This window comes from Streptomyces sp. NPDC033270, from assembly GCF_055576575.1.
Genome location: NZ_JBVIRA010000025.1, coordinates 110,900 through 136,676, shown reverse-complemented (window position 1 = coordinate 136,676; position 25,777 = coordinate 110,900). Strand labels below are relative to the sequence as shown.

The following is a 25,777-nucleotide window of genomic DNA, read 5'->3' as shown; positions in this document are numbered from 1 at the left end:
ATGTTTCCGTGCGACCGCCCGTGCGCCGGGGGATGTCCCGGGGGCACGGGTCGGTTGACGAACATCAGACACCGGGCGAGGGGGAAAGGTTGCTGCCCGACCGGTCCCGGTCGCGGGTGCGCGGGGCGCGGGGCCGGTGTGGCGGGCGCCGAGGGGTGGCCGGCGTCACGTCAGCGTGTGCGGGGCGACGGGCCCCGCCGGGTCATAGGCCGTTGACCCGGGCCTCCCGGGCCACGCCCAGTGGTCGGATGGAGGAGGCGACGGCGCGGGCCCGGCGGCCGGCGCGGGCCCGGTAGGAGCGGACATGGGCCATGAGCCGGCGACTGCGGAGGGCCATTTCGAGTTCGAAGCGGGTACGGGGGTCGCGCAGGACCGGGCCGAAGAGCTTCTCGATCTGGCGCAGGCGGTAGCGGACCGTCTGCGGGTGGACGTGCAGGAGTTTGGCGGCTTCGGGCGCACCACCGCCCTCCAGCCAGGCCAGCAGGGTCACTTCGAGGCGTTCGCTCTGACGTGGGGTCAACTCCTCCAGGGGGCCGAGCCAGCGGGAGGTGAGGGCGTCGGCCAGGGACTCGTCCTGCAGGAGCAGCAGTGCCGAGAGGTGGTCGTCCACGAAGGCGGGGCGGGTCTCCGGGCCGACCCGGCCGGGGGCCAGGGTGAGCAGATACCGGGCCCAGCGGAGGGAGGAGGCGGTGTCGGTGGCCGGGACGACGTGGCCGACGGCCGCGGCGCGGCCCTTGAGGGCCGCCTCCAGTCGGGGCCTGGTCTGGGTGGCCGGGTCCGGGACGAAGAGGCAGGTGTAGCCCTCGACGGTGCCGATCAGGGCGTGCCCGAGCGCGGCGGCGAGTTGGGGCGCCTCGGCGGGGGTGGCCAGGACGACGGCCTGGAGGGTGTCGGGGACGGGCCAGCCGGCCGCCCGGGCGAGTTCGTGCAATCCGTCGTCCGGCACCTCGCGTTGACCGGCGAGGACGTCGAAGAGGTCCTGGCGGGCCCGCGCGACGGGCATCGGGGTGACGACGGACGATACCGCCGGACGTTTACTTTCCGACTCTTTCTGGTAACCCAGTACTGTCAGCAGGGCCTGTTCCAGGGCCCATTCGGCCTCTTCTATGGGGGTATCACCGAGAAGTGCGGCCAATGCGGGAAATCCGCGTTGCAACTCCGCGACCACCTTCTCGGCGAGATCCGGGAGTTCATTTCTGACTACCCGGGTCCACTCGCCTCGGGGACGCGACCAGATGCGGTCCAGCAGATCACACATCGCTACCTCGATCCTGGCGGGGATGCGGCTTGTTCAGTTCAGCGGGTGGGCGCCCCCGTGCGCCTGACTCGGCATCATCCGGAGTGACGCCGTGCGCCCGCGACGCCGGTGCAGGAATTTGTCACAGCGCGATAAACCTTACGAAAGCCTGAACGGGCTCGGAGATGCTTTTCCGCATCCGGATCACAGCCGGATCACGGCAAGATAACGCCCTGCGTATCCACCCGGTTACGGAATGTTTAGTGTTACCGGGGGTCACCCGTACAAAAGCCGTCGGGCAAATACCACCGCAGGGAAATTTCAACGAAATTCGCATCCCGCACCCGTGCTCCGACACCGGGAGGTCCGATGTCCGCACCGCGTTTGCAGAGCCGCCAGAGCCGCCAGGGCCGCCGCGCGGCACACCGGGCCCGGCCCTCGCCGACCGTGCCCCGCCCCCGGCGCCCGCCGAAGGAACCCGGGCCGCCGGGCCGTTCGTCCGGCGGCTTCGCCTCAACCACCGTGCTGCGCCCCGCCCTTCCGGCCGCGCTGCTGCTCTTCATCGCCGTCACCCTGCACTCCGGCGCGATGGACACCCTGATGCAGTTCCTGGACTTCGGCGCCGGGGTGCTCGCCCTGGTCTCGCTGTCCGTCACCGTGCTGTGGGGACTGGCCGCCACCGACCGGATGGTGCTGCACTCCGGCCACCGGCTGCTCGCCCAGGCCGTGCACCGCGGCACGGGCGTGGCCGGACTCGGCTTCCTGGGCCTGCACATCTGGGTCAAGGTCGCCGAGGGACACGTCGGCACGGCCTCCGTCGCGGTGCCGTTCACCGACGGGGCGCGGCCGGTGCTCATCGGGCTGGGCACACTCGCCGCGTATGTGTTCGTCGCCGTCGCGGTGACCGGCGCGGTGCGCGGCGCGTTCACCGGCATCACCGCGTCCCGCTGGTGGCGGGCGCTGCACATGAGCGCGTATCTCGCCTGGGGCCTGGCCCTGGTGCACGGCCTGAAATCGGGCCGCGCGGCGGCCGGCTGGGCCGTCGCCGGATACGCCGTATGCCTGGCCGCGGTCGCCGTACGGCTGGCGCTGCGGCTGCGTGATTCCCGCAGGAACTCAGGAGAACTTTCATGACCGCCCCCGCCCCCACCCAACTACTGCCGGCGCTGACCGGACCCGACCCCGTGCCGACGCTGGCGTCCTTCGGCCCGCCGCGGCTGCTGGCCGGGCTCGACGAGACGCCGCGCATGGACCGGGTGGCGCATCTGGCCCGGCACGGCAGCCTTCCCCAGCTCTCCTCCCAGGAGCTGGTGGCGCTGGCGGAGGACACCGAGCTGCGCGGCCGCGGCGGCGCGGGCTTCCCCTTCGCCCGCAAGCTGACCGCCGTGATGGACGGGATGCGGCGCGCCGACGGCAAGGGCGCCGTGGTCGTCAACGGCAGCGAGGGCGAGCCCAGTTGCCTCAAGGACACCGCGCTGCTGCTGCACGCGCCCCATCTGGTGATCGACGGCGCCCTGCTGGCCGCCGAGGCGCTGGGCGCGCAGGAGGTCGCCATCGGGGTGACCCGCAAGGACGTCGAGCGATCGGTGCGGCGGGCGATCGGCGAACGCGGCCCGGTCCGGCCCGCCTTAAGGGTCACCCTGCTCACCGAACGGTTCGTCACGGGCGAGGGCACCGCGATGACCAACGGGCTGGGCGGCGGCCCCGGACTGCCCTCGGGCCGCAAGGTCCGCTCCAGCGAACGCGGTCTGAACGGTGTGCCGACCCTGCTGTCGAACACCGAGACCTACGCCCAACTCGCCGTGGCCGCCCGGCTCGGCGCGCTCGGCTACCGCAACGCGGGGCTGCCCACGGAGCCCGGCACGCTGCTGCTGACGGTCGGCGGCAGCATGGTCGTGGAGGTCCCCTACGGGGTGCAGCTCCACCGGGTCCTCGCGCTGTGCGGGTCCGACCCGGGGCTGGGCGTCCTGCTCGGCGGCTACCACGGCACGTTCATCTCCCCGCAGGACGCCCGGACCGCGACCCTCTCCCGGGAGGCGCTGACCGCCTACGGCGCGGTGCTCGGCGCCGGTGCGGTGCTGCCGATCCCCTACGACACCTGCCCGGCGGGCGAGACCGTACGGGTCGCGCAGTGGATGGCCGCCGAGTCGGCCGGCCAGTGCGGCCCCTGCGTGCTGGGCCTGCCCGCGCTCGCCGACGAACTCGCCCGCGCCGTACGGGGCGGCGGCGATGCCGCCCTGGACGCCGTGCGGGCCCGGATGCGGGCCGTGGAGAAACGCGGCGCCTGCAGCCACCCGGACGGCACCGCGCGCTTCGTCGCCTCGGCCCTCGCCGCCTTCCCCGAGGAGTTCGAGCGACATGCGCAGGGGTTCGGGTGCGGCCGCCCGGTGACCGGGGCCCTGCCGGTCACCGGGCACCAGCCGCCACCGTCCACCACGCCCGCGCCGGCGCCCTCGACCGCCCCGCCGCAGGAGCGGCTGCTGGTCGACTGGACGCTGTGCCGCGGCCACGGCCTGTGCGCCGATGTGGTGCCCGGTGTCGTCAAGCTCGGCCCGGACGGCTACCCGGAGCGGGCCAGCATGCCGCTGCCGGCCCGGATGCGGCGCCGCGCGCAGCTCGCGGTGCGCCGCTGCCCGGCGCTGGCGCTGCGCGTCCAGGGCGGCAACTGACCGCTCCCGCACGGTTTTTCGGCCGACCGGCAAAAAACCCGGCGCCGGTTGAACACCGGGCACCCCGCAGCGCGTATTCCCCGGGCGACGGCACCCGCCGACGAACAGGCGACGGCGACCCGCCCAGTAATCGACATCATCAGCCACCGCAGAGGAGACACCATGATCACTCGACGTCGTGCGGGACTCGCGGCCGCCGCGGCCGCCACCCTGGCGCTCACCGCCGCCTGCGGCAACAGCGCCAACCAGAGCTCCGGCACACCCACCACCGACACCGTCCAGCCGGCCGGCCAGGGCACCAGCGACTACGGCTACGGCTCCTCCGGCTCCGGCCAGGGCGACGACGGGTACGGCGGCCAGGCCGGCGGCGGCAGCGGCAAGGAGACGAAGGCCGGGCCGAGCGCCGGGGCGCTGGCGCTGCACCAGGACGCCAAGCTCGGCCCGGTCGTCACCGACGCCAAGGGCATGACCCTCTACCGCTTCGACAAGGACACCCCCGATCCCGCCAAGTCCAACTGCTCGGGCTCCTGCGCCACCACCTGGCCGCCGGTCCCCGCCGACGGCGCCACGGCCCCCGCCGGCATCGCCAAGAGCGCCCTGGGCTCGGTCACCCGCGCCGACGGCGTCAAGCAGCTGACCATCGGCGGCTGGCCCGCCTACCGCTACGCCAAGGACACCAAGGCCGGCGACACCAAGGGCCACGGCGTCGGCGGCACCTGGAACGCGCTGGCCGCCGACGGCAAGAAGGCCGGCACCCAGCCGCCCGCCGACGTCTCGGTCCTCAACCAGCCCGAGCTGGGCGAGATCCTCGTCGACGGCAAGAGCCGGACCCTCTACCGCTTCAACAAGGACAGCGCCTGGCCGATGAAGTTCGCCTGCAACGACGCCTGCCTGGACACCTGGAAGCCCGCCAAGCCCGCCGACCGCTCCAAGCTCACCGGTATCGCCCCCAAGCTGATCTCCACCGTCACCCGCCCCGACGGCATCAAGCAGCTGGCCGTGGACTGCTGGCCGGTCTACTGGTTCACCGGCGACAAGCAGCCCGGTGACATCACCGGCCAGGGCAAGATGGGCCTGTGGTTCGCGGTCTCCAAGGACGGCAAGAAGATCACGACGCCGGCGAACTGACCGGAGCGTCCCGCACCGGGACACCGCCTCGGGGGAACTCGTCGTCCAGCGCCAGCACCTCGGCGTCCGGCCGCTCGTCGCGCTCGCGCGGCCCCAGCCAGGTGACCGCCAGCGCCACCGCCGTGTTCACGGCGAGCCCGACGATCCCGGCGTTCATCCCCCACACCGGGTCGTGTCCCCCGAAGACCAGGACACAGACCAGAGCGAAGCCCGCCACCAGGCCGCTCATCGCGGCGTACAGCGTCAGTCGCCGCCACACCAGCCCCAGCAGCACCATCGGCACGAGCTGCGCCATGCCCTCGTACGAGATCAGCGACAGCCGGACGAGGGTGTGGGGGGCGGTGTAGGTCAGCAGCAGCGCCACCGTGCCGGCCGCCACCACCACCAGCTGGGACCACAGCTTCTGCCGCCCACCCGCCGGCCCGTCCCCGCACGCCCCTCTGTTGAGCCGGGGGATCGCCCCCAGGACACTCCTCCCCCACATCGTGCCGATGACCAGCATGAACACGGCCATCGGCACGATGGAGGAGAGGGCGGCGGCCACCCCGATCAGGCCCACGGCCCAGGCCGGGAGGGAGTCCACCACCAGCTTGAACAGCGCCAGATCGGAGTCCGCGCCGGTCAGACCCGGCACCACGAACAGCGCCGCCATGCCCAGCAGCATCGGCACGAACAGCAGCACGTTGTAGAAGGGGAGGTACAGGGCGTTGCGGCGCAGCGCCTCGGCGTTGCGGGCGCCCAGGTAGCCCGCCACGGTCGTCGGGAAGATCACCACCGTCAGGGAGTTGACGACGGTGGTGGTGGCGAACCACAGCTGTCCCAGTCCGCCCGAGGCGTGGCCGGGGAAGGTCAGCCACTGGGGCTTCTCGGCGACGATCCTGTCGAGGAAGGGCCCGTAGCCGTCGAAGTAGTGCAGCGGTACGTACCCGACGAGGAAGCCGAGGGTGGCGATGACCAGGACGTCCTTGAGCACCGAGACCCAGGCGCTGCCGCGCAGCCCGCTGACCACGACGAAGCCGGTGGTGACCGCGAAGCCGAGGAAGTAGGCCCAGTTGAGGCTGATGGCGCCGTAGGAGATCGTCGAGACGACCACGCCCATGCCGGTGATCTGGAGCTGGATGTAGGGCAGCAGACAGACGGTGGCGAGCAGGGCGACGGCGGCGCCGAGCCAGGGCCGGCCGTAGCGGTGCGCGACGATGTCGGTGAGGCCGACCAGGCCGTGCCGGCGGGCGTAGGCCCACAGCATCGGCCCGACGACATAGCCGATCGCATAGCCGCAGGACATGTAGGCCAGCACGAAGAGCACGGGGGCACCGAAGTTGTAGCCCCAGCCGGCCGCGCCGAGGTAGCTGAAGCTCGTGTAGCTCTCGCCGGCCATCAGCACCCAGATGAAGACGGTGCCCAGGCTGCGGCCGCCCACCGACCACTCCGCCAGGCCGCCGCCGGCTCCCCTGCCCCGCACCGCGAGCAGCCCCAGGACGACGGTGAGCACCATGAAGCCGCCGAACACGGCGGTGGCGACCGCGGCGTTCACGAGCCCTCCCCGTCCAGGTTCCGCCTGAGGTCGCCGCGCCGCGCCAGCCACACCGACAGCGGGGTGGCGAGCGTGGCCAGCAGCATCCACCAGACCAGGAACGGCAGGCCCAGGACGGTCGGTGTCACCCGGTTGACCAGCGGCAGCACCGCCAGGAACAGCACATAGGGCAGCAGCAGCCACAGCAGCGCCGGGCGCTTTCGGGAGCCCGGGGTTCGACCACCGGAGGACTCGTTTCGCACGTGAGCAGAGCCTAGGGCCTGTCCGACCCTGACCCATCGGACAGGCCCTAGAGGACCCACGTCGGCGCTCACCGCGGCCGGGTCGAGCGCAACACGCCCCAGACCACCAGCCGGTAGGCGGAGCTGTAGGCGGGCGTACAGGTCGTCAGGGTCAGATAGGCGCCGGGCGCGGTGAAGCGGTAGGCCGGGTGCGTGCCGCTGCGGGGCACGGCGGCCAGGACCGTGCCGTCGCCGGGGGTGGTCCGCGGCAGGATGCGCGCTACGGCGTAGGTGTAGCGGGCCTCGGCGGTGTCGAGGACGACGGTGTCGCCCGGCCGCAGCCGGTCGAGGTGGCGGAACGGCTCACCGTGCGTGTTGCGGTGCCCGGCCAGCGCGACGTTCCCGGCCTCCCCCGGCTGGGCGCTGTGCGGATAGTGGCCGACATAGCCCCTGTTGAGGACCGCGGCCTTGCCGGTGCCCTCGGCGACGGGCGCGATGACGCCGATCCGCGGGATGCGCAGGACGGCGTAGGCGAGGTCCGGCGGGGGCCGGCCGGCGGTGCGGCGCTGGAGCGCACCGGGCGGCGGGGTGCGCTCGCCGGCCCGCGGTGCCCGCGCCCCGTCGCCGTCGGGCCCCGGGGTCGCGGCCGAGGACGGCGGCCCGGTCAGCCACTGCCGTTCCAGCCGCGCCACCTGGTCCCGCGCCGAGTGCCGGGCCTGGCGGTTGGTCCACCACAGCTGGTGCACGACGAGCAGCAGCAGGACGACGCCGAGCGTCACGGCCAGCTCCGCGCCCGTCCACAGCGCCCGCACGGCGCGGGGGCGACGGGTTCGCCGCCCCTGTACGACCACCGGTATCCGCTCCCGCACGCGGGCACGGTAGGCCCTCGGGCCGCAGGCCGCCAGAGGCGGCGCGCCCCCGCCGGGGGATCAGCCGCCGAGCGCCTGGGAGACGGTGTAGATGGCAAGGCCGGCCAGCGCGCCGACGACCGTGCCGTTGATCCGGATGAACTGCAGGTCGCGGCCGATGTGCGCCTCGATCTTCTTCGAGGTGTGCTCGGCGTCCCAGCCGGCGACGGTGTCGGTGATCAGGGCGGTGATCTCGCCCTGATACGTCGTCACCACATAGACGGCCGCGCCCTCCAGCCAGTGGTCCACCTTGCCCTGCAGCCGCTCCTCGTCGGCCAGCCGCCGCCCCAGGGACAACAGCGCCGCCCGCACCCGCAGCCGCAGTTCGCTGCGCTCGTCCTCGGCGGCGGCCACGATCATCGCGCGGACCGAGCCCCAGGCCGAGGCGATCAGGTCCTGCACCTCGCCGCGGCCCAGCACCTCCGACTTCAGCCGCTCGACCCGGGCGCGGGTGTCCGGGTCGGACTGCAGATCGCCCGCGAAGTCCCGCAGGAAGCGGTCGATCGCGCCGCGGGCCGGATGCTCGGGCATGTCGCGCATCTCGGTGACGAAGCGCAGCAGCTCCTTGTAGACCCGGTCGCCCACCTTGCGGTCGACGAACCGCGGGGTCCATCCGGGAGCGCCGCCGGAGACCGCCGACATGACGGAGTCGCCGTGCTCGACCAGCCAGTCGTGGGCGCGGGCGACGACCAGGTCCACCACCCGCCTGTGGCCGCCCTCGGCGACGACCTTCTCCAGCATCGTGCCGATGCCGGGGGCGATCTCCTGGGCGTCGGCCCGCCGGGTGATGGCCTCGCCGACCACCGCCTGCACATCGGAGTCGCGCAGTACGGTCAGCGCGCCGCGCAGCGCGGTGGACACCTCGGCGGTGACCCGGTCGGCGTTCTTCGGCTCGGCGAGCCAGCCGCCGAGCCGCCGGCCGATGCCGACGGAGCGCAGCCGGAGCCGTACGACCTCGCCGGACAGGAAGTTCTCGCCGACGAAATCACCCAGGCTCCGACCCAGTTGGTCCTTCTTCGTCGGAATGATGGCGGTGTGCGGGATCGGCAGCCCCATCGGCCGCTTGAACAGCGCGGTGACCGCGAACCAGTCGGCCAGCGCACCGACCATCCCGGCCTCCGCGGCCGCCGCGACGAACCCCGTCCAGCCGCCCGCCCCGGCGCCCTGGGCCACCTTCGCCAGGGCGTAGACCAGGGCGACGGCCAGCAGCAGGCCGGTGGCCAGCGTCTTCATCCGGCGGACGGCGCGCCGCCGCTCCTCGTCGGCCGCCCCGAAGGCGAAACCGCCCCCCGGCACCACCCGGCCGCCCGGGGCGGCACCCGACGCGGGGCCCGGTGACCCGTTCGGCGCATTGCCCGCTTCCATCCGCTCCATCCGTTCCACCGCTCCCACCGTGCCCCCCGCCCTCCGTACGGCCCCTCGCGCGCCGCGCGTCCGGCCGCCGATCCGGCCGTATGTCCCACTGTGACCTACTCCTGGAACGAACCACGAGTTCCCCGCGTCCATGCCAAGGCGACATCGAGCGGCCCGGCGGGCGGCTTCCCGGGGGTCCGTGGGATCATGAGGGACCGATCGGACCGCAACGGTGCCGCTGATCATCCGCTGCCCTTGCCCGCCCGGAGCCTGACGCTCCGCTTTCCTCAGGAGACCGCTCCCGCATGAAGAAAAGTGTGGGTTACGCGCTGCTCGCCGGTCTGGCGGCGTTGGTGGTGCTGATCTCGACGGCGATATTCGTCGGCTTCGGCGGCGAGGACGACGCGCCCCGCGGCTCCTCGCACAAGCCGCGCGACCCCGCGGCACCCGCGGTCTCCGGGCAGTGGGTCGGCACCTGGTCGGCGGCCGCGGCCGCGGCCGAGCCCGGCACGCTGGACGGCTATGCGGGTATGTCGATACGCAATGTCGTCCACACCAGCGTCGGCGGGTCCGGCGCCCGCATCCAGCTCTCCAACCTCTTCGGCACCCGCCCGCTGGTGGTCAGCCACGCCTCGGTGGCGCTGGCCGCGGCCCCCAGCAACCCCACCGCCGCGGACGGCACCATGCGCCGGCTGTCCTTCGGCGGCAAGCCCGCGGTGACCATTCCGGCGGGCGGCGCGGTCACCAGCGACCCCGCCCGGCTGAAGGTGCCCGCCGACGCGGACCTCCTGGTCACCACGTACTCGCCCTCCCCCTCGGGCCCCGCCACCTACCACCCGTACGCCCGGCAGACCTCCTACCTGGCGCGCGGCGACCGCACCGAGGACGCCACCGGCGCCGCCTACACCGAGCAGAGCCCGTACTGGCGCTATCTGACCGGCGTGGACGTCTGGAGCACCGAGGCGACGGGCACGGTCGTGGCCATCGGCGACTCGATCACCGACGGCATCACCTCCACGGCCGGCGCCAACCACCGCTGGACGGACTTCCTCGCCGCCCGGCTGCGCACCGAACCCGGCGCGCCCCGCTACGGCGTCCTCAACCAGGGCATCAGCGGCAACCGCCTGCTGGTCAACGGCAGCAAGTTCTCCCCGAACAACGGGCCCAGCGTGCTCTCCCGCCTGGACCGCGACGCCCTCTCCCGTACCGGCGTGAAGGCCGTGGTCGTCGAGATCGGCCTCAACGACCTCTTCAAGACCCCGCGCCAGCTCGACCCGCAGAAGATCGTCGCGGGCATGCGGCTGATCGTCCGCGAGGCGCACGCCCGCGGCCTGCGCGTCACCGGCTCCACGCTTACGCCGTTCGGTGGCCACCGGGGCTACTCCACCCAGCTGAATTCCGTCCGCGAGCAGGTCAACCGGATCATCCGCTCCGGCACGGTCTACGACGAGGTCGTGGACTTCGACAAGGCCCTGCGCGACCCCGTGTCCCCCGTCCGCCTCCGTCCCCTCTACGACTCCGGCGACCACCTGCACCCCAGCGACGAGGGCTACCGCGCGATGGCCGACGCCCTCGACCTGGACTTCTTGCGGCAGTCTGCGCGGGCGTCTCTGTAACGCCCGGCCTTGCTCCCCACCGTTTTCGGCCGTCCCAGCATGGGGGTTCCGCTGGGGGTACCTCCCACGCCCTTAAGGCAGTGGGGGAGAACCCACAACAACCCCCACGGCGGGAAAGCCGAAAACGTGGGAAGCAGCAAGGCACAGCGCTACCGCTTCATATACATCGAGGCGATGATCGCCTCGATGTCCGGTTCGCGGACCGACAGGTCCACCAACGGATAGCGCTCGGCGATCGCGGCGACCAGCGGTGCCGCGCTCTGCGCGGCGGCGAACGCCAGCCACTGGCGGGGGCCTTCCACCCGGACCGTGCGGGCGCCCGGGACGCCCTCGATCGGCGGCAGTTCCCGCTCCAGGTCCACCCTCAGCGTCCGCTCGCCGTCGGCGGCCGCCCGCAGCCCGTCGAGCCCGCCGTCGTAGACCAGGTGCCCGTGGTCGATGACCATCACCCGGCGGCACAGCTGCTCGATGTCGGTCAGGTCGTGGGTGGTCAGCAGGACCGTGGTGCCGCGTTCGGCGTTCACCTCGCGGAGGAACTGCCGGACCTTCGCCTTGCTGATGACGTCGAGGCCGATGGTCGGCTCGTCCAGATAGAGCACCTCGGGGTCGTGCAGCAGCGCCGCCGCGATATCGCCGCGCATCCGCTGCCCCAGGGAGAGCTGCCGTACGGGTACGGCCAGCAGCGGGGCCAGGTCCAGCAGCTCCACGCAACGCTCGAGGTTGGCCCGGTAGGCGGCGTCGGGGACCCGGTACATCCGGCGCACCAGCTCGTAGGAGTCCTTCAGCGGCAGGTCCCACCACAGCGTGGTGCGCTGGCCGAAGACCACCCCCATCCGGTGGGCGAGCCGGGTCCGTTCGCGTGCCGGGTCGAGGCCGGCGACCCGCAGCCGGCCGCCGCTGGGCACCAGAATGCCCGTCAGCATCTTGATGGTCGTGGACTTCCCCGCGCCGTTCGGCCCGATGTAGCCGACCATCTCGCCGCGCGGCACCTGGAAGGTGATGCCGTCCACGGCCCGCACCTCCTGGCGCACCCGGCGCAGCCGGCCCGCCTTGCGCCGCACCATGAAGGACTTCTCGACGCCGTCCACCACGATCAGCGGCTCCGCCGCGGCCCCGTCACCACTCACCTTGCCGACTCCTTTCCGTACCCGCTCTTCGATGGTGTGTCAGCTGCCGGTGCTGCGGTACGCGCGCAGCCCGCACCGCCAGGCCAGCGCGGCTCCCGCGCACATCAGCGCCGCGACCGCCGGCCCCAGGAAGTCCACCCAGCCGGGCAGCCCCAGCGGGTCCTCGCGGCCCAGCAGCCGCAGCGCCGGCAGCCAGTTCACAAAGGCCAGCGGGATCAGGAAGGTCACCCCGCGCACCAGGTCCCTGGCGAACACGGTCGGCGGGTACTGCAGCAGGGCGTTGCCGCCGTAGGTGAAGGAGTTCTGCACCTCGGCGGCGTCCTGCGCCCAGAACTGGAAGGCCGCCCCGGTGGTGAACACCGCGGCGAAGATGGCCGTACCGCACCCGATCATCAGCGGCACCATCAGCACCCGGCCCGCCGTCCAGTCCACCTCCAGGCGGGTCAGCGACCAGCCGAGCACCAGCAGCGCCTGGGCGATCCGGCCCAGCCGGCGCAGCGCGAAACGGTCCGCGGCGACCTGCGCGAAGACCGGTGCGGGGCGCAGCAGCAGCGTGTCGAGGGTGCCGTCGCGCACCCGCCGCCCCAGCCGTTCCACGCTGCCCAGCAGCAGGTCCGCCAGGCCCAGCGCGGCACCGGACGTGCCGTACAGGAACGCCACTTCGGGCAGCGAGAAGCCGCCGAGGGCGTCGATCTGCGAGAACATCAGCATGATCGCGACGAAGTCCAGGGCGCAGGCGGCGAAGTTGCCGACCGCCATCATCACGAACGACGCCCGGTAGGCGAGCGTGGAGCGCACCCACATCCGCACGATCAGCCCGTACGCGTAGAGCCCCTGGGCCACCCGGCCGCCGGCCTCAGCCACCGTGCACCACCACCTTGCGGGTCGCCGCCGACTGCACCAGCCGGCCCAGCGCCAGCAGCACCGCACCCCAGCCCGCCTGGAACGCCAGCCCCCGCAGCAGCGCGCCCCCGCCGCGCACGCCCACCAGCACATCGACCGGCACCTGCAGGATCGCCGCCCACGGCAGCAGTTGGGCGATCTGCCCGAAGTCCCCGGGGAAGACCCGCAGCGGCAGCACCATCCCCGAGAAGAACAGGCAGGCCAGGCCGCTGATCAGGGCCAGCCCCGAGCCGTCCAGCAGCCAGAACGACGCCAGCGCCACCAGGTAGCGCAGGGCGAAGCCGACCACCACGCCGAGCGTCACCGACACCAGGAACCAGCCCCAGGTCGCCGCATCGGCGGGCAGCGCCAGCGGGAAGGCCAGCGCGCCCACCGCCATCGGCACCACCCCGCGGCCGATCAGCTGCAGCGCGGCCCGCCCCAGGTCCGCGGAGAGCCACCACACCTGAAGGTCCGCGGGCCGGTAGAGGTCCACCGCGATGTCGCCGGTACGGATCCGCTCCTGCAGCTCGTCCAGGCCCCCACTGGCCATCAGCGACGAGGCCGCCAGCAGCGCCTGCACGGTCCATACGAAGGTCAGCGCCTGCGCCTGGTCGTAGCCGCCCAGATGCGGCCGGGCGTCCCACAGCGCGATATAGGTGTAGGCGACGATGAAGCCGAAGACGGTGTTGGTGAAGAGGCCCGCCACGGTGGCGACCCGATAGGTGGCATACCGCCGGAAGCTGCCGGCCGCCACCGCCACGTACCACACGCCGTGCTCCCCCCTGGTCCCGTTCCGGTCGGACGGCGAACACCGGAGCCTAAGCGGCGGCCACGGCGGGCACCATCGATTTACCACCCGTTCGGGTGAGCCAGGGGCGCCATTCAGCCGGTCAGGTGGCGGTCCCAGGTGCGCGCCACCCCCTCTGACCGGGGCGCATGATGCGACAGTTTCCCAACGGGCCACAGTTACTTTTCCGGCGTACGGCGCGAAATACCCGACACGACACCGATCCGCCGCGGTACAACCTTCGGCGGCGGCCGAGGAGTCCATACAGACATGAGCGGACCACGCACAGGCTGGCGCCGGGCCCTGCCCAGCTGGCGCACGATGCTCGGCACCGTGCTGCTGTTCCTGCTGATCGTCATCGGCGGCCTGATCGGCGGCTACCTCCTCGTCGAGATCCCCCCGGCCAACAGCGCCGCCAAGGCCCAGAGCAACGTCTACCTCTACTCCGACGGCTCCGAGCTGGCCCGCGACGGCGAGGTCAACCGGCAGAACGTGCACCTCGGCCAGGTCCCCAGGCACGTCCAGCAGGCCGTACTCGCCGCCGAGGACCGCGACTTCTACTCCGAGTCCGCGATCGACCCGGCGGCCATGCTGCGCGCCGCCTGGAACACCGTCACCGGCAAGGGCAAGCAGTCCGGCTCCACCATCACCCAGCAGTACGTCAAGAACTACTACCTCGGCCAGGAACAGACCCTCACCCGCAAGGCCAAGGAGTTCTTCATCGCCATCAAGCTGGACCGCGAGGTGAGCAAGGACAACATCCTGGAGGGCTACCTCAACTCCAGCTACTACGGCCGCAACGCCTACGGCATCCAGGCCGCCGCCCAGGCCTACTACGGCCGCGACTCCCAGCGGCTGACCACCGCTCAGGGCGCCTACCTCGCCGCGCTGCTCAACGCCCCCAGCGCGTACGACGTCACCGCCCACCCCGGCAACCGGCCGCGGGTGCTGGCGCGTTGGAACTACGTGCTGGACGGCATGGTCGAGCAGAAGTGGCTCAGCCCCGGCGAGCGGGCCGCGATGCGCTTCCCCGTGCCCCGGCCCGCCAAGACCTCCGCCGGCCTGACCGGCCAGCGCGGCTACCTCGTCGAGGCCGTCAAGGACTACCTCACCGACCACCACATCCTCGACGAGAACACCCTGCGCTCCGGCGGCTACCGCATCACCACCACCCTCAGCAGGCGCCGCCAGAACGCCTTCGTCGCGGCGGTCGACACCCGCCTGATGGACCGGCTCGACGACTCCCGCGAGGTCGACCGCTACGTCCGGGCCGGCGGCGCCTCCATCGACCCCAAGAGCGGCCGGGTCGTCGCCCTCTACGGCGGCATCGACTACGCCAAGCAGTACGTCAACGGCGCCACCCGCAGCGACTACCAGGTCGGCTCCACCTTCAAGCCGATCGTCTTCGCCTCCGCCGTGCAGCACCGCTCCACCACCCAGGACGGCGAACGCATCACCCCCCAGACCGTCTACGACGGCACCAACAAGCGGATGGCGGTCAGCCACGGCCGCTCCACCGGCTTCGCGCCCGCCAACGAGGACGACCGCTCCTACGGCCCGATCACCGTCACCGAGGCCACCGACAAGTCCGTCAACGCCGTCTACGCCCAGATGGGCATCGACGTCGGCCCCGACAAGGTCAAGGACACCGCCGTCGACCTGGGCATCCCCGCCGGCACCCCCGGCCTCGCCTCCTCACAGGGCGCGATCTCCCTGGGCACCGCCACCCCCAGCGTCCTGGACATGGCGCAGGTCTACGCCACCCTCGCCCACCACGGCAGCCAGCGGCCGTACACCCTGGTCGACAAGGTCACCAAGAGCGACGAGGAGATCGAGCTGCCCGACCGCGACCGGACCACCGCCCTGACCCGCGAGGCCGCCGACACCACCACCTCGATCCTGCGCAGCGTCGTCGACGGCGGCACCGGCACCGCCGCCCAGCAGGCCGGGCGGCCCGCGGCCGGCAAGACCGGCACCGCGGAGGAGGACAAGGCCGCGTGGTTCGCCGGCTACACCCCCGACCTCGCCACCGTCGTCGCCGTACTGGGCCAGCACCCCGAGAGCGCCGCCCAGCAGCCGCTGTACGGCGCGGCGGGGCTGCCCCGGGTCAACGGCGGCGACTTCCCCGCCCAGATCTGGGCCGACTACACCGCGGCGGCCCTGCGCGGACACCCGGTGCGCGACTTCGACCTGCACCTCGCGGAAGGCGCCGGGTCGGCCTCGCCGACCGCCGAACCGTCCGACAGCGACTCGCCGTTGCCCGGCACGTCGGACACACCGGCCCCCGGCCCCTCCGGCACTCCCCCCGACACCGCACCGCCCACCAGCGCCCCGACGACCCCGCCGGCCACCGTGCCGCCCTCCCCCACCGTCCCGAGCCCGACCCCGCCGACCACCGAGCCCACGGAGGACTTCCCGACCGTGGAACCGGGCGACGAGGATCCGGACTGGCCGCGGCGGGGAGGCTAGCCACCGCGGAGGGCCGGGGCGGGCGGGGCGTGTGTCAGTGGCCGGAGGTCGCCTTGAGCCCCACCACCGCCACCAGCAGCAGACAGACGAAGAAGATCCGGGCCGCCGTCGCCGGCTCGCCGAGCACCACCATCCCGACCACCGCCGCACCGGCCGCACCGATGCCCACCCACACCCCGTAGGCGGTACCGATCGGCAGGCTCCGCGCCGCGTACGACAGCAGCAGCATGCTGACCACGATGCCCGCGCCGGTGAACACACTGGGCCACAGCCGGGTGAAGCCGTCGGTGAACTTCATCCCGATCGACCAGCCGACCTCCAGCAGACCGGCGACCACCAGCAGGATCCATGCCATGACGGCACCTCCGTGAAAAGAGCTTCAACAGGGGTGCGTCGTCTTGTCCTGACCCGGTACGGCGCGTCTCGTCGGGTTGCTCCCGAGGCTAGCAAAAGACAGCGAAACGGGCGGTGACACCCGTCACCGCCCGCCACACAGCCACCGCTTCTACAGGTACAGGCCCGTCGAGTCGTCCGCGCCCTCCAGCCGCTCCGCGGCCACCGCATGCAGATCGCGCTCACGCATCAGCACATACGCCACACCGCGCACCTCGACCTCGGCCCGGTCCTCCGGGTCGTACAGCACCCGGTCCCCCACCTCGACGGTCCGCACGTTCTGCCCGACCGCGACCACCTCGGCCCAGGCCAGGCGGCGGCCGACGGCAGCGGTCGCGGGAATGACGATGCCCCCCGACGAGCGGCGCTCGCCCTCGGGGATGTCCGTCCGGACCAGCACACGGTCGTGCAGCATCCGGATCGGCAGCTTGTCGTGGCTGTCCTTGGCGTTATTCGGGGTCACGGCACGACCGTACCTGCCCGGCGCGGCCCGCCACGCATCGCGGGCCGCCTCGCGCCGCACCGAAGCCGCCCCACCGGCGCCCCGGCCGCCCGCCGCTGGTCGTGTCCGCAAAGTCCCGTCGTCCGCCCGTAGGCCAGGCGGGACTTTGCGGACACGACCTAGCGGCGCCGCCTGGCGCGCAGCGCCAGCAGCCCCACCACGGCCACACCGACCATCGCCACCGGAACGATGCGCTCCAGCCGCGGCGCCCCGTCCTGCGACACCAACTGCGCCCGGACGTCACAGACCGTGCGGTTGACGACCACATACGCCCGCCCCGCCGTACGGTCCACGGCGGCCGCCGCCTGCGCCTTCACCTCGCCCATGATCGTCTTCGGGTGCAGCCGCACCCCGATCTCGTCGAGCGTGACGGCGAGCTCCTGCCGCCTGCGGGCGATGTCCGCCTCGATCTGCGCCGGGGTCCTGGCCTCCGCCACCGCGCTGCCTCCGTCGTCTCGCGCCATTCGTGATGGACAGTCTGTCAGCTCACACCCCCGCGTGCCCCACAGCACCCCCGTTTCGCACACCACGGGCACCCCACCGCCGGCCGACCGGCCACCGCCCTCCGCGCGCCCACACCGCCCCCGGCCCCCCCCCCGCCCGCCCCGGCTGGCTAATGTCGGGGGCGTACGGATCCACCCACAAGGAGAGCCATGAGCGAGCGCACTGAGCGCATCATGGACAGGTGCGCGCCTCGCGACCGCGGGGCCGAGCAAAGCGAGGTTTCGGCATGAGCGAGCGACTGCAGCCCGGCGACACCGCCCCGGCCTTCACCCTGCCCGACGCGGACGGCAAGGAGGTCTCGCTCGCCGACCACAAGGGCCGCAAAGTCATCGTCTACTTCTACCCGGCCGCACTGACCCCCGGCTGCACCAAGCAGGCCTGCGACTTCACCGACAACCTCGACTTCCTGGCCGGCCACGGCTACGAGGTCATCGGCATCTCCCCCGACAAGCCCGAGAAGCTCGCCAAGTTCCGGGAGAAGGAAGACCTCAAGGTCACCCTCCTCGGCGACCCGGACAAGGCGGTCCTCACCGCCTACGGCGCCTTCGGCGAGAAGAAGCTCTACGGCAAGACCGTCACCGGCGTCATCCGCTCCACCGTGATCGTCGGCGAGGACGGCAAGGTCGAGCGCGCGCTGTACAACGTCAAGGCCACCGGCCACGTCGCCAAGATCATCAAGGACCTGGGGCTGTAACCACCGAACCGTCGTCGGCCGCGGCCGGAGCACCACCGCTTCCCGGCACCGTCGCCGCACGGTCCGGCAACTCCAGCACCGCTTCGGCGCCGCCCTCCGCGGCGGCGCCGAAGTCCAGCCGCGCCCCCAGCACCTCCGCCTGACCGGCCGCGATCGTCAACCCCAGCCCGTGCCCGGTCCCCCGCTCCGGCGCCGCCGTACGGAACCGCCGCGGCCCCTCCGCACACAGCTCCGGCGGATAGCCCGGACCGTGATCACGCACCACGATCCGCGCCCCGGCCACCACCACCTCGATCGGCGGCCTGCCGTGCTTCGCCGCGTTCGCCAGCAGATTCACCAGCACCCGCTCGACCCGCCGCCGGTCGGTCTCCACGATCCGCGGCTCCCCCTCCACGGTCACCGACACCTCGTCCACCCCACGCTGACGCGCCGCCCGCTTCACGATCCCGCGCACCAACGACGGCAGCTCACAGGCGTCCAGATCGGCCCGCTCCACCCCCGCGTCCAGCCGCGAGACCTCCAGCAGATCCTCCACCAACCGCCGCATCGCCTGCGCCCGGTCCCGCACCAGCTCCACCGCCCGCGGCTGCGGCAGCAGCTCCGCCGCCGCCACCAGACCGGCCACCGGCGTACGCAGCTCATGCGCCACATCCGCGGTGAACTCGCGCTCCGCCTCCACCCGCGCCGCCAACGACGTCGCCATGTGGTGCACACTGCGCCCCAACTCGGCCACCTCGTCCCGGCCGTTGCTCGCCAGCGCGTCCGCGTCCGGCGCCTCCCCCGCCGCGATCCGCCGCGCCGCCGCCGCACTCAGCCGCAGCCGCCGCGACAGCCGCTGGGCGACGAACCACGACACCACCGCCATCAGCACGACCGTGCCGCACCCGGCGATCAACAGCGCCCGGTCCAGCGCCACCTGCGTCGGATCGTCGTCCGGATACGCCGCCGACACCGACAGCGACCGCTCCGGGGCACTCCCGCCGCCCTCGCCGACACCGGTCGCCGCCCACACCCGCGGATCCTCACCACCGCTGACATACGTCCCCGACTGGTTCTTGAACACCGCCTCGCGCAGCGGCAACGGCAGGGCCGCGGCGTCCAGCTGCGCGCCGAGCACCAGCTTGCCGTCCCGCTCGTAGATCTGCAGCGCCGAACTCAGCCGGTCGTCCTGATACGCCCGCGCCGATCGCTCCCGCTCGGCATCGGCTATGTGGTGCACGGCGAAACCGAGCACCACCACGGCCAGCGCCGTCATACAGGAAATGGCCAGCGCGATCCGGCCTCGAATGCCCATCACGCGAGGTTGTACATCTCCGTCGTGTCACCCAGCGGCGTCGAGCCCTCGTAGGTGACCTCAAGTCCGGTGAACGCCAGCCGCCCGTCGACCGGCTTCGCCCCGAAGAGCCGGAACGTCGCCGGGAACCCCGCGTCCGCGCCCGCACCGGCGGCGGTCTTCACCACCTGCACCACACCCGTCCCCAGCGCGTCCCGCGACCCGTACTTCTGCCAACTGATCGCGGTCGCCACCATCCCCGCATCCGCACAGGTCAGCGTAATCACCCGAGGCTTGATCTCCGGCTCGCCGATCCCGCAGTCCCGCACCCCCGGCAGGCCCCGCGACTCCTTGGCGTCCTCCTTGACGTCCTGCACCGCGGAGGTCTTCGGCGCCGCGTCCACCGCCGACGCCCGGTCCGACACCTGGCTGAACCACACCCCGCCCGCCGCCAGCGCCGTCACCCCGACGAAGGCCAGCAGCGCGGTACGGCCCCGGACCCAGCGGGACCCTTCGCGGTCCGTCATCACGATCTCCTCCCGGGAGCCACGCCCCGTACCCCACCAGCAAACACGAATGCCGCGCCCGGCTCCCCCACTCTCCCGCCCCCGCCACACAGGCTGGTTGCCCGCATCCTGCGGTGGCCGCGCGGCTGTGTACCAGTCCTGTAACAAGCCCTGCGACACCCCTTGGCGCGCCTGGCCACGGCGGCCCGAACGACCCCGTCAACGGGTGACACACCCCACGTCATCCGGCCGGACGGGTTTGAGCCGCGCGTCACCGCGCAGGCGTACCTGTCGTATCCCACCGCGCCCAGCACCACCGCGCCCTGCCCGACCGAGAGGACCGCCCAGTGTCGACCGGCAGCACCGAAGCCGACCGCGCCCCCGACCAGGACCCGGCCGCGCTCAGACGCCACCGCGCCCTCTTCCGTGCCGTCGCCCGCCGCAAGAACCCCCGGCTCCGCCGCACCGACATCACCGTCACCGACGAACGCGTCGTCAAACGCGCGGTGAAGGCCGCGGCCCTCGGCAACGCCATGGAGTGGTTCGACTTCGGCATCTACAGCTACCTCGCGGTGACCATCGGCAAGGTCTTCTTCCCCGGCGGCAGCGACACCACCAGCCTGCTGTCGTCCTTCGCGACCTTCGCCGTGGCCTTCCTCGTACGGCCCCTGGGCGGCGCCTACTTCGGCCCCCTCGGCGACCGCGTCGGCCGCAAGAAGGTTCTCGCCCTCACCATGGTCATGATGGCCCTGGGCACCTTCTGCATCGGACTGATCCCCTCCTACGCGACCATCGGCTTCTGGTCCCCGGTCCTGCTCATCGCCTTCCGCCTCGTCCAGGGCTTCTCCACCGGCGGCGAGTACGGCGGCGCCTCGACCTTCATCGCCGAGTACGCCCCCGACAAGAAGCGCGGCTACTTCGGCAGCTTCCTGGAACTCGGCACCCTCATCGGCTACACCGGCGCCGCCGGCACCGTCCTGCTCCTCAACACCGCCCTCGGCGACGACGCCATGCTCGCCTGGGGCTGGCGGCTGCCCTTCCTGATCGCCGGCCCGCTCGGCCTCGTCGGCCTCTACCTGCGGATCAGACTCGACGAGACGCCCGCCTTCCAGAAGTTCGAGGCGGCCCACACCCACAGCTCCACGGGCTCCGTCGTCGAGTCGGAGGCGGAGTTCTCCCACCTCTCCGAGAACGCCCCCAAGAAGAAGCTCGGCGAGATCTTCGCCCAGCAGTGGCCCACCCTGATCCTGTGCATCGCCCTGGTCGGCGCGTACAACATCACCGACTACATGCTGCTGTCCTACATGCCGACGTACCTCACCGACACCCTCCACTACCAGGAGTCCCACGGCCTGCTGATCCTCCTGGGCACCATGGTCGCCCTGATGTGCGTCATCAGCACCGTCGGCCGACTCAACGACCGCTACGGCCGCAAGCCCCTGCTGATGGCCGGCATGCTCGGCTTCTTCCTCCTCGCGATCCCCGCCTTCCTCCTCGTCAAACAGGGCTCCCTGGCCGCCGTCTGCCTCGGCATGGCCCTCCTCGGCCTCAGCCTGGTCTGCCTCCTGGGCACCATGTCCGCCGCCCTGCCCGCCCTCTTCCCCACCCACGTCCGCTACGGCTCCCTGTCCATCGGCTACAACGTGGCCGTCTCCCTCTTCGGCGGCACCACCCCCCTGGTGATCACCGCCCTCATGGACGCCTTCGGCAAGAACGTCATGGTCCCCGCCTACTACACGATGGGCGCCGCCCTCGTCGGCGTCATCGCCGTCGCCTGCATGAAGGAGACCGCCCAACAGCCCCTGGAGGGCTCCCCACCCTCGGTGGCCACCAAGGAGGAGGCGGTGGAACTCATCACCGCCCAGACCCAGGAACCACGCTTCTGACCGCGGCAACTTCCTTGTCCCGCCTCCCTCGCTCTGCGTAACCACCACCCCGCGCGCTCGTTGACATGTTCGAGAGTCGATGAAGCGCACGGGGTGGGCCTGGTGCGCCGGAACCGAGGGGGAAGCATGCCGGTCAGTCCGTACACCCGGGAACGGCTGGAGGCCGCGGCGTCGTCGTCACGGACGTTGTCGGAGGCGTTGGGGAAGTTGGGGGTGGATCCGCGGAGTTCGAAACGGCGGTATGTGCATGAGCGGATGAAGAAGCTCGGGGTGGATACGTCGCACTTCCGGGTACCGACCACGCGAGGCAAACCCTGGCGTCCCCGGACACCGGAGGCTGTGCTCGTCGAGCAGCCGGCCGCACAGGCCCGGCGTATCCCGAGCGACCGCCTCAAGCAGGCGCTGATGACCCTGGGTATCCCGGAGCGATGTGCCCTCTGCGGTACGGAGGCGGTCTGGCGAGGTCATCCGCTGCCACTCGAGGTCGACCACATCGATGGCGACTGGCGAGACAACCGCATCGAGAACTTGCGGTTCCTCTGCCCCAACTGCCACTCGACGACGGACAATTACCGCGGACGGGGCAAGGGGCGCGCCAGGGGTGGCGCCGCATGAGCTGTGCTGGGCGGTACACCCGCGAGCGGTTGACCGAAGCTGCCGCACAGTGTTCCGACATCGACGAGGTCATCGCGTTTCTGGGCACCCGGACGTACGGCAACCTCCGCCGCCATCTGTTCCGGCGCTTCGAACACTTCGGGATCGATGTCTCGCACATGCCACGTCGGCGGCGGGCCAAGGAGGCGCCTGCCAAGCCGGCTAGTGACGAGCTATGTCGCGCGGTCGAGGAGACGACGTCCATCGCTGGCGCTCTCCGCGCGCTCGGGAAGGAACCCTATAGCGGCCAGTTCCGCGCCCTGTTTCACGCGTGGGTGGCCCAGGATGGCCTCGACATCTCCCACTTCCTGGGACAAGCACATCAGCGCGGGAAGCCGGGCGTGGTTCCTGCCAAGCGCCCCGAAGAGCTCCTGGTCCAGCACGACGGTCAACGCCGGACGCGAACCCATCTGCTACGTCGTGCGCTCCAGGAAATCGGCGTACCTGAGGAGTGCGCCGATTGCGGCGTAGGTCCTGAGTGGCTCGGCAAGCCGATGACATTGGAGGTCGACCACATCAACGGCGACTGGAGCGACGACCGGCGGGAGAACCTCCGGTTGCTGTGCCCCAATTGTCACGCGATCACCAGCACCTGGTGCAGGGGAGGCGACCGGCGGCGACCGCTCGCCGAGTACCAGTAAGCTGTACGTGGGGCCGTAGCCCAACTTGGCAGGAGGCACCACTTTTAGGTAGTGGACAGTGCGAGTTCGAGTCTCGTCGGCCCCACCTTCAGGGCGCGGCTCCCCACGGGGTGCCGCGCCCTTCGACGCCCTCAGCCCAACAACTCCCTCACCACCGGCGCCAGCGCCCGAAACGCCTTCCCCCGGTGGCTGATCGCGTTCTTCTCCTCGGCGGTCAGCTCGGCGCACGTCCGGGTCTCCCCGTCCGGCTGGAGGATGGGGTCGTAGCCGAAGCCGCCGGTGCCGGCGGGGGTGTGGCGCAGGGTTCCGTCGAGGGTGCCCTCGACGACGCGCTCGGTGCCGTCGGGGAGGGCGAGGGCCGCGGCGCACGCGAAGTGCGCGGCGCGGTGTTCGTCGGAGATGTCGGAGAGCTGGGCGAGGAGGAGGGCCAGGTTGGCCTGATCGTCGCCGTGGGTGCCGGCCCAGCGGGCGGAGAAGATGCCGGGGGCGCCGCCGAGGACGTCGACGCAGAGGCCGGAGTCGTCGGCGACGGCGGGGTGGCCGGTGGCCTGGGCGAGGGCGTGGGCCTTGAGCAGGGCGTTCTCCGCGAAGGTGACGCCGGTCTCCTTCACGTCGGGGATGTCGGGGTAGGTGTCGGCCCCGACGAGTTCGACGTCGAGGCCGGCCGCGTCGAGGATGGCGCGGAGCTCGCGGACCTTGCCCGCGTTGCGGGTGGCGAGGATGAGGCGGCGGGGGGTCGCGGGGCGTCCGGCGGTGTCTGGCTGCATGGGCCCGATTATCCCGGCTGCGCCACCCGGTGGTTCCGGCTACCCCGGAGTGCAGATCTTCGTCATCTCGCTGGTCCCGTCGACGATCGGCTGGATGTCGGGGGCCTTGTTGTCGGCCAGCGCCTTGCGGGCGTCCTTGATGCCCTTGTTGGTCTTGTCGATGGCCTTGGACAGCTCGGGGTCGTTCGCGTCCTTGCTGAGCTTCTGCAGGTTCTTGTCGATGTTGTCGAGGGCCTGCTCGGACTCCTGCGGGTCGGTCAGGGCGTTGTCCGCGGCCTGTTGGAGCTTGTCGACGGCGTTGACGACGGAGGTGGCGGTCTTGGCGCAGTCGGTGGCCTTCTGGATCGCGCCGCAGGAGGAGAGCAGCGGTATCGCGAGGGTGGTGGCGGCCAAGACGGCGAGCGCGGTGGGGGCGGGGCGGCGCGTACGGGCGGTGCGGGCGGCCATGGAGCGGTTCCTTCCCTTGGGTCATGCGCGGGCAAAGGAAGAAACGCGGGGTGGGGTGGTTTGGTTGCCCCAACCGGCAACCGGGGGGTGGGAGTTCGGACACCGCGGGTGCGCCGGCGCCGCGCGGGCGGACCGGGCGGCACCCGGGCGGGCCGGGCGGGACCGGGCGGCGCGCGGTCCTGCGCGGCGCCTTCCCGGCCCGGCCGCGGGTCGCCGGCGCACCCGCCGGCGACCGGCCGTCCAGGCCGTCCCGGCGGTCCTCAGAGCGTGCGGGCCAGTGCCGCCCGCTGGGCGCCGTCGAGTTCGGCGCAGCCGGCGACCGCGAGGTCGAGGAGGGCGTTGAGTTCGTCGCGGGCGAAGGGCTCGGCTTCGGCGGTGCCCTGGACCTCGACGAAGCGGCCGTCGCCGGTGCAGACGACGTTCATGTCGGTCTCGGCGCGGACGTCCTCCTCGTAGCACAGGTCGAGCAGGGGGGTGCCGTCGACGATGCCGACGCTGACGGCGGAGACCGTGCCGGTGAGCGGCTGGCGGCCGTGGCGGATCAGCTTCTTGTCCTTGGCCCAGGTCAGGGCGTCGGCGAGGGCGACGTAGGCGCCGGTGATGGCGGCGGTGCGGGTGCCGCCGTCGGCCTGGAGGACGTCGCAGTCCAGGACGACGGTGTTCTCGCCGAGGGCCTTGTAGTCGATGACGGCGCGCAGCGAGCGGCCGATGAGGCGGCTGATCTCGTGGGTGCGGCCGCCGATCTTGCCGCGGACGGATTCCCGGTCGCCGCGGGTGTTGGTGGAGCGGGGCAGCATCGAGTACTCGGCGGTGACCCAGCCTTCGCCGGTGCCCTTGCGCCAGCGCGGTACGCCTTCGGTGACGGATGCGGTGCAGAAGACTTTGGTGTCGCCGAAGGAGATCAGGACGGAGCCTTCGGCGTGCTTGCTCCAGCCGCGTTCGATGGTGACCGGGCGGAGCTGTTCGGGTGTGCGGCCGTCGATGCGAGACATGGCGTAGACCCTATCGGCAATGGCGAGGGCCCCACTCCGGGGCGGTGGACCGTCCGGGGCGGGGCCTTCGGGGGGTGGGCGCAGCCGGCCGGCGGGACCCGGCTGGTCGCGCTCACGCGCTCACATCATGTCTTCGATCTCGGCGGCGATGGGGTCGGCGTCGGTGCCGATGACGACCTGGATCGCGGTGCCCATCTTGACGACGCCGTGCGCGCCGGCGGCCTTGAGGGCGGCCTCGTCGACCAGGGAGGCGTCGTTGACCTCGGTGCGGAGGCGGGTGATGCAGCCCTCGACCTCTTCGATGTTGTCGAGTCCACCGAGCCCGGCGACGATCTTCTCAGCCTTGCTGGCCATGTCCACTCCTGCTTGTCTCGGCCGCCGGCGGTTCAGCCGCGCGGTTTTCACACCGTAACGCACGTTCGGCCCAACATTGCGGGCGTTCGTCCGCTTTCTGGCGAAGGATGGCGATCACGGATGGCGATCACCGCGGTGGGGGGGGGGGGGGGGGGGGGGGGGGGGGGGGGGGGGGGGGGGGGGGGGGGGGGGGGGGGGGGGGGGGGGGGGGGGGGGGGGGGGGGGGGACG

26 protein-coding genes, 1 tRNA gene and 1 riboswitch are annotated in these 25,777 nt (G+C 72.1%); of the genes, 10 read left to right on the top strand and 17 right to left on the bottom strand.

Translation table 11 applies throughout. The features are described from left to right. Nucleotides 1-202: 202 nt before the first annotated feature. Nucleotides 203-1,003, bottom strand: coding sequence for a PucR family transcriptional regulator (locus ACZ5XZ_RS30040; RefSeq protein ID WP_468983520.1), 801 nt, complete (start codon nt 1,001-1,003; stop codon nt 203-205). Nucleotides 1,004-1,606: 603 nt separating this feature from the next. Between ACZ5XZ_RS30040 and ACZ5XZ_RS30035 the strand changes: the two genes are divergently transcribed. The 3 genes from ACZ5XZ_RS30035 to ACZ5XZ_RS30025 all read left to right on the top strand — a co-directional run bounded on the left by ACZ5XZ_RS30035 (nt 1,607) and on the right by ACZ5XZ_RS30025 (nt 5,034). Beyond that, complete coding sequence (locus ACZ5XZ_RS30035) at nt 1,607-2,371, top strand: hypothetical protein (RefSeq protein ID WP_468983518.1); 765 nt, start codon at nt 1,607-1,609, stop codon at nt 2,369-2,371. Next, nucleotides 2,368-3,906, top strand: a complete 1,539-nt coding sequence (locus ACZ5XZ_RS30030; protein ID WP_468983516.1) for an NADH-ubiquinone oxidoreductase-F iron-sulfur binding region domain-containing protein — start codon at nt 2,368-2,370, stop codon at nt 3,904-3,906. The genes ACZ5XZ_RS30035 and ACZ5XZ_RS30030 overlap by 4 nt, the downstream gene beginning before the upstream one ends. A gap of 162 nt (nt 3,907-4,068) precedes the next feature. Next, nucleotides 4,069-5,034 carry an SCO0930 family lipoprotein gene (locus tag ACZ5XZ_RS30025; RefSeq protein ID WP_468983515.1) on the top strand — a complete coding sequence of 322 codons (966 nt, stop codon included), beginning with the start codon at nt 4,069-4,071 and terminating at the stop codon, nt 5,032-5,034. Here the strand turns inward: ACZ5XZ_RS30025 and ACZ5XZ_RS30020 are convergent. The 4 genes from ACZ5XZ_RS30020 to ACZ5XZ_RS30005 form a co-directional block, all read right to left on the bottom strand. Beyond that, nucleotides 5,015-6,568 (bottom strand): sodium:solute symporter family protein, encoded by a 1,554-nt coding sequence (locus tag ACZ5XZ_RS30020; RefSeq protein ID WP_468983513.1) that lies wholly within the window; start codon nt 6,566-6,568, stop codon nt 5,015-5,017. The two genes, ACZ5XZ_RS30025 and ACZ5XZ_RS30020, sit on opposite strands and share 20 nt — an antisense overlap. Next, on the bottom strand, nt 6,565-6,810 hold the full coding sequence (locus tag ACZ5XZ_RS30015) for a DUF3311 domain-containing protein (protein ID WP_468983512.1): 246 nt from the start codon (nt 6,808-6,810) through the stop codon (nt 6,565-6,567). The genes ACZ5XZ_RS30020 and ACZ5XZ_RS30015 overlap by 4 nt, the downstream gene beginning before the upstream one ends. 68 nt (nt 6,811-6,878) lie before the next feature. Next, the gene (locus tag ACZ5XZ_RS30010; protein ID WP_468983510.1) at nt 6,879-7,658 is read right to left on the bottom strand and encodes a class E sortase; all 780 of its coding nucleotides are present in this window, start codon (nt 7,656-7,658) and stop codon (nt 6,879-6,881) included. Between the two features lie 60 nt (nt 7,659-7,718). Continuing rightward, complete coding sequence (locus ACZ5XZ_RS30005; protein ID WP_468983558.1) at nt 7,719-9,071, bottom strand: DUF445 domain-containing protein; 1,353 nt, start codon at nt 9,069-9,071, stop codon at nt 7,719-7,721. Nucleotides 9,072-9,355: 284 nt separating this feature from the next. Here ACZ5XZ_RS30005 and ACZ5XZ_RS30000 point away from each other — a divergent pair, with 284 nt between their 5' ends. After that, a complete protein-coding gene (locus ACZ5XZ_RS30000; protein WP_468983508.1) occupies nt 9,356-10,666 on the top strand; it encodes an SGNH/GDSL hydrolase family protein in 1,311 nt (436 codons plus the stop codon). 149 nt (nt 10,667-10,815) lie between these two features. On the opposite strand, the gene ACZ5XZ_RS29995 is transcribed toward ACZ5XZ_RS30000, so the two are convergent. The 3 genes from ACZ5XZ_RS29995 to ACZ5XZ_RS29985 all read right to left on the bottom strand — a co-directional run bounded on the left by ACZ5XZ_RS29995 (nt 10,816) and on the right by ACZ5XZ_RS29985 (nt 13,447). After that, nucleotides 10,816-11,730 carry an ABC transporter ATP-binding protein gene (locus tag ACZ5XZ_RS29995; protein ID WP_468983555.1) on the bottom strand — a complete coding sequence of 305 codons (915 nt, stop codon included), beginning with the start codon at nt 11,728-11,730 and terminating at the stop codon, nt 10,816-10,818. Between the two features lie 102 nt (nt 11,731-11,832). Beyond that, nucleotides 11,833-12,597 (bottom strand): ABC transporter permease, encoded by a 765-nt coding sequence (locus ACZ5XZ_RS29990; RefSeq protein ID WP_468983553.1) that lies wholly within the window; start codon nt 12,595-12,597, stop codon nt 11,833-11,835. A 52-nt stretch (nt 12,598-12,649) separates the two neighbouring features. Next, nucleotides 12,650-13,447: an ABC transporter permease gene (locus ACZ5XZ_RS29985; protein ID WP_468983505.1), complete on the bottom strand. Its 798-nt coding sequence runs from the start codon at nt 13,445-13,447 to the stop codon at nt 12,650-12,652. A gap of 288 nt (nt 13,448-13,735) precedes the next feature. On the opposite strand from ACZ5XZ_RS29985, the gene ACZ5XZ_RS29980 reads away from it, so the two are divergent. Beyond that, nucleotides 13,736-15,934: a transglycosylase domain-containing protein gene (locus tag ACZ5XZ_RS29980; protein ID WP_468983504.1), complete on the top strand. Its 2,199-nt coding sequence runs from the start codon at nt 13,736-13,738 to the stop codon at nt 15,932-15,934. Between the two features lie 34 nt (nt 15,935-15,968). Here the strand turns inward: ACZ5XZ_RS29980 and ACZ5XZ_RS29975 are convergent, their stop codons facing one another. From ACZ5XZ_RS29975 to ACZ5XZ_RS29965, 3 genes are all read right to left on the bottom strand, one after another. Beyond that, nucleotides 15,969-16,289, bottom strand: a complete 321-nt coding sequence (locus ACZ5XZ_RS29975) for a DMT family transporter (protein ID WP_468983502.1) — start codon at nt 16,287-16,289, stop codon at nt 15,969-15,971. A 32-nt stretch (nt 16,290-16,321) separates the two neighbouring features. Further along, a riboswitch (guanidine-III (ykkC-III) riboswitch) is annotated at nt 16,322-16,387 on the bottom strand. Nucleotides 16,388-16,439: 52 nt separating this feature from the next. Beyond that, the gene (locus ACZ5XZ_RS29970) at nt 16,440-16,790 is read right to left on the bottom strand and encodes a GroES family chaperonin (protein WP_468983500.1); all 351 of its coding nucleotides are present in this window, start codon (nt 16,788-16,790) and stop codon (nt 16,440-16,442) included. A 158-nt stretch (nt 16,791-16,948) separates the two neighbouring features. Further along, a complete protein-coding gene (locus ACZ5XZ_RS29965) occupies nt 16,949-17,266 on the bottom strand; it encodes a DUF3618 domain-containing protein (protein ID WP_384440739.1) in 318 nt (105 codons plus the stop codon). A gap of 293 nt (nt 17,267-17,559) precedes the next feature. On the opposite strand from ACZ5XZ_RS29965, the gene bcp reads away from it, so the two are divergent. Beyond that, nucleotides 17,560-18,027 carry a thioredoxin-dependent thiol peroxidase gene (bcp, locus tag ACZ5XZ_RS29960; protein WP_384440719.1) on the top strand — a complete coding sequence of 156 codons (468 nt, stop codon included), beginning with the start codon at nt 17,560-17,562 and terminating at the stop codon, nt 18,025-18,027. On the opposite strand, the gene ACZ5XZ_RS29955 is transcribed toward bcp, so the two are convergent. Further along, the gene (locus tag ACZ5XZ_RS29955) at nt 18,008-19,321 is read right to left on the bottom strand and encodes a sensor histidine kinase (protein WP_468983498.1); all 1,314 of its coding nucleotides are present in this window, start codon (nt 19,319-19,321) and stop codon (nt 18,008-18,010) included. The two genes, bcp and ACZ5XZ_RS29955, sit on opposite strands and share 20 nt — an antisense overlap. Beyond that, nucleotides 19,321-19,827, bottom strand: coding sequence for a hypothetical protein (locus tag ACZ5XZ_RS29950; protein WP_468983497.1), 507 nt, complete (start codon nt 19,825-19,827; stop codon nt 19,321-19,323). The genes ACZ5XZ_RS29955 and ACZ5XZ_RS29950 overlap by 1 nt, the downstream gene beginning before the upstream one ends. A 326-nt stretch (nt 19,828-20,153) precedes the next feature. Between ACZ5XZ_RS29950 and ACZ5XZ_RS29945 the strand changes: the two genes are divergently transcribed. The 4 genes from ACZ5XZ_RS29945 to ACZ5XZ_RS29930 all read left to right on the top strand — a co-directional run bounded on the left by ACZ5XZ_RS29945 (nt 20,154) and on the right by ACZ5XZ_RS29930 (nt 23,072). Beyond that, nucleotides 20,154-21,692, top strand: coding sequence for an MFS transporter (locus ACZ5XZ_RS29945; RefSeq protein ID WP_468983495.1), 1,539 nt, complete (start codon nt 20,154-20,156; stop codon nt 21,690-21,692). 126 nt (nt 21,693-21,818) lie between these two features. Further along, nucleotides 21,819-22,307, top strand: a complete 489-nt coding sequence (locus ACZ5XZ_RS29940; protein WP_468983493.1) for an HNH endonuclease signature motif containing protein — start codon at nt 21,819-21,821, stop codon at nt 22,305-22,307. After that, nucleotides 22,304-22,987 carry an HNH endonuclease gene (locus ACZ5XZ_RS29935; protein ID WP_468983491.1) on the top strand — a complete coding sequence of 228 codons (684 nt, stop codon included), beginning with the start codon at nt 22,304-22,306 and terminating at the stop codon, nt 22,985-22,987. The genes ACZ5XZ_RS29940 and ACZ5XZ_RS29935 overlap by 4 nt, the downstream gene beginning before the upstream one ends. A 9-nt stretch (nt 22,988-22,996) precedes the next feature. Next, nucleotides 22,997-23,072: transfer RNA gene (locus tag ACZ5XZ_RS29930), tRNA-Leu, on the top strand. Between the two features lie 46 nt (nt 23,073-23,118). On the opposite strand, the gene rdgB is transcribed toward ACZ5XZ_RS29930, so the two are convergent. From rdgB to ACZ5XZ_RS29910, 4 genes are all read right to left on the bottom strand, one after another. Then, a complete protein-coding gene (gene rdgB, locus ACZ5XZ_RS29925) occupies nt 23,119-23,754 on the bottom strand; it encodes an RdgB/HAM1 family non-canonical purine NTP pyrophosphatase (RefSeq protein WP_468983490.1) in 636 nt (211 codons plus the stop codon). A gap of 39 nt (nt 23,755-23,793) precedes the next feature. Continuing rightward, nucleotides 23,794-24,201: a hypothetical protein gene (locus ACZ5XZ_RS29920; RefSeq protein WP_468983487.1), complete on the bottom strand. Its 408-nt coding sequence runs from the start codon at nt 24,199-24,201 to the stop codon at nt 23,794-23,796. A 260-nt stretch (nt 24,202-24,461) separates the two neighbouring features. Continuing rightward, nucleotides 24,462-25,193: a ribonuclease PH gene (gene rph / locus ACZ5XZ_RS29915; protein WP_384440695.1), complete on the bottom strand. Its 732-nt coding sequence runs from the start codon at nt 25,191-25,193 to the stop codon at nt 24,462-24,464. A 120-nt stretch (nt 25,194-25,313) separates the two neighbouring features. Then, the gene (locus tag ACZ5XZ_RS29910; RefSeq protein ID WP_018542266.1) at nt 25,314-25,547 is read right to left on the bottom strand and encodes a PTS sugar transporter subunit IIB; all 234 of its coding nucleotides are present in this window, start codon (nt 25,545-25,547) and stop codon (nt 25,314-25,316) included. Between the last annotated feature and the right edge of the window lie 230 nt (nt 25,548-25,777).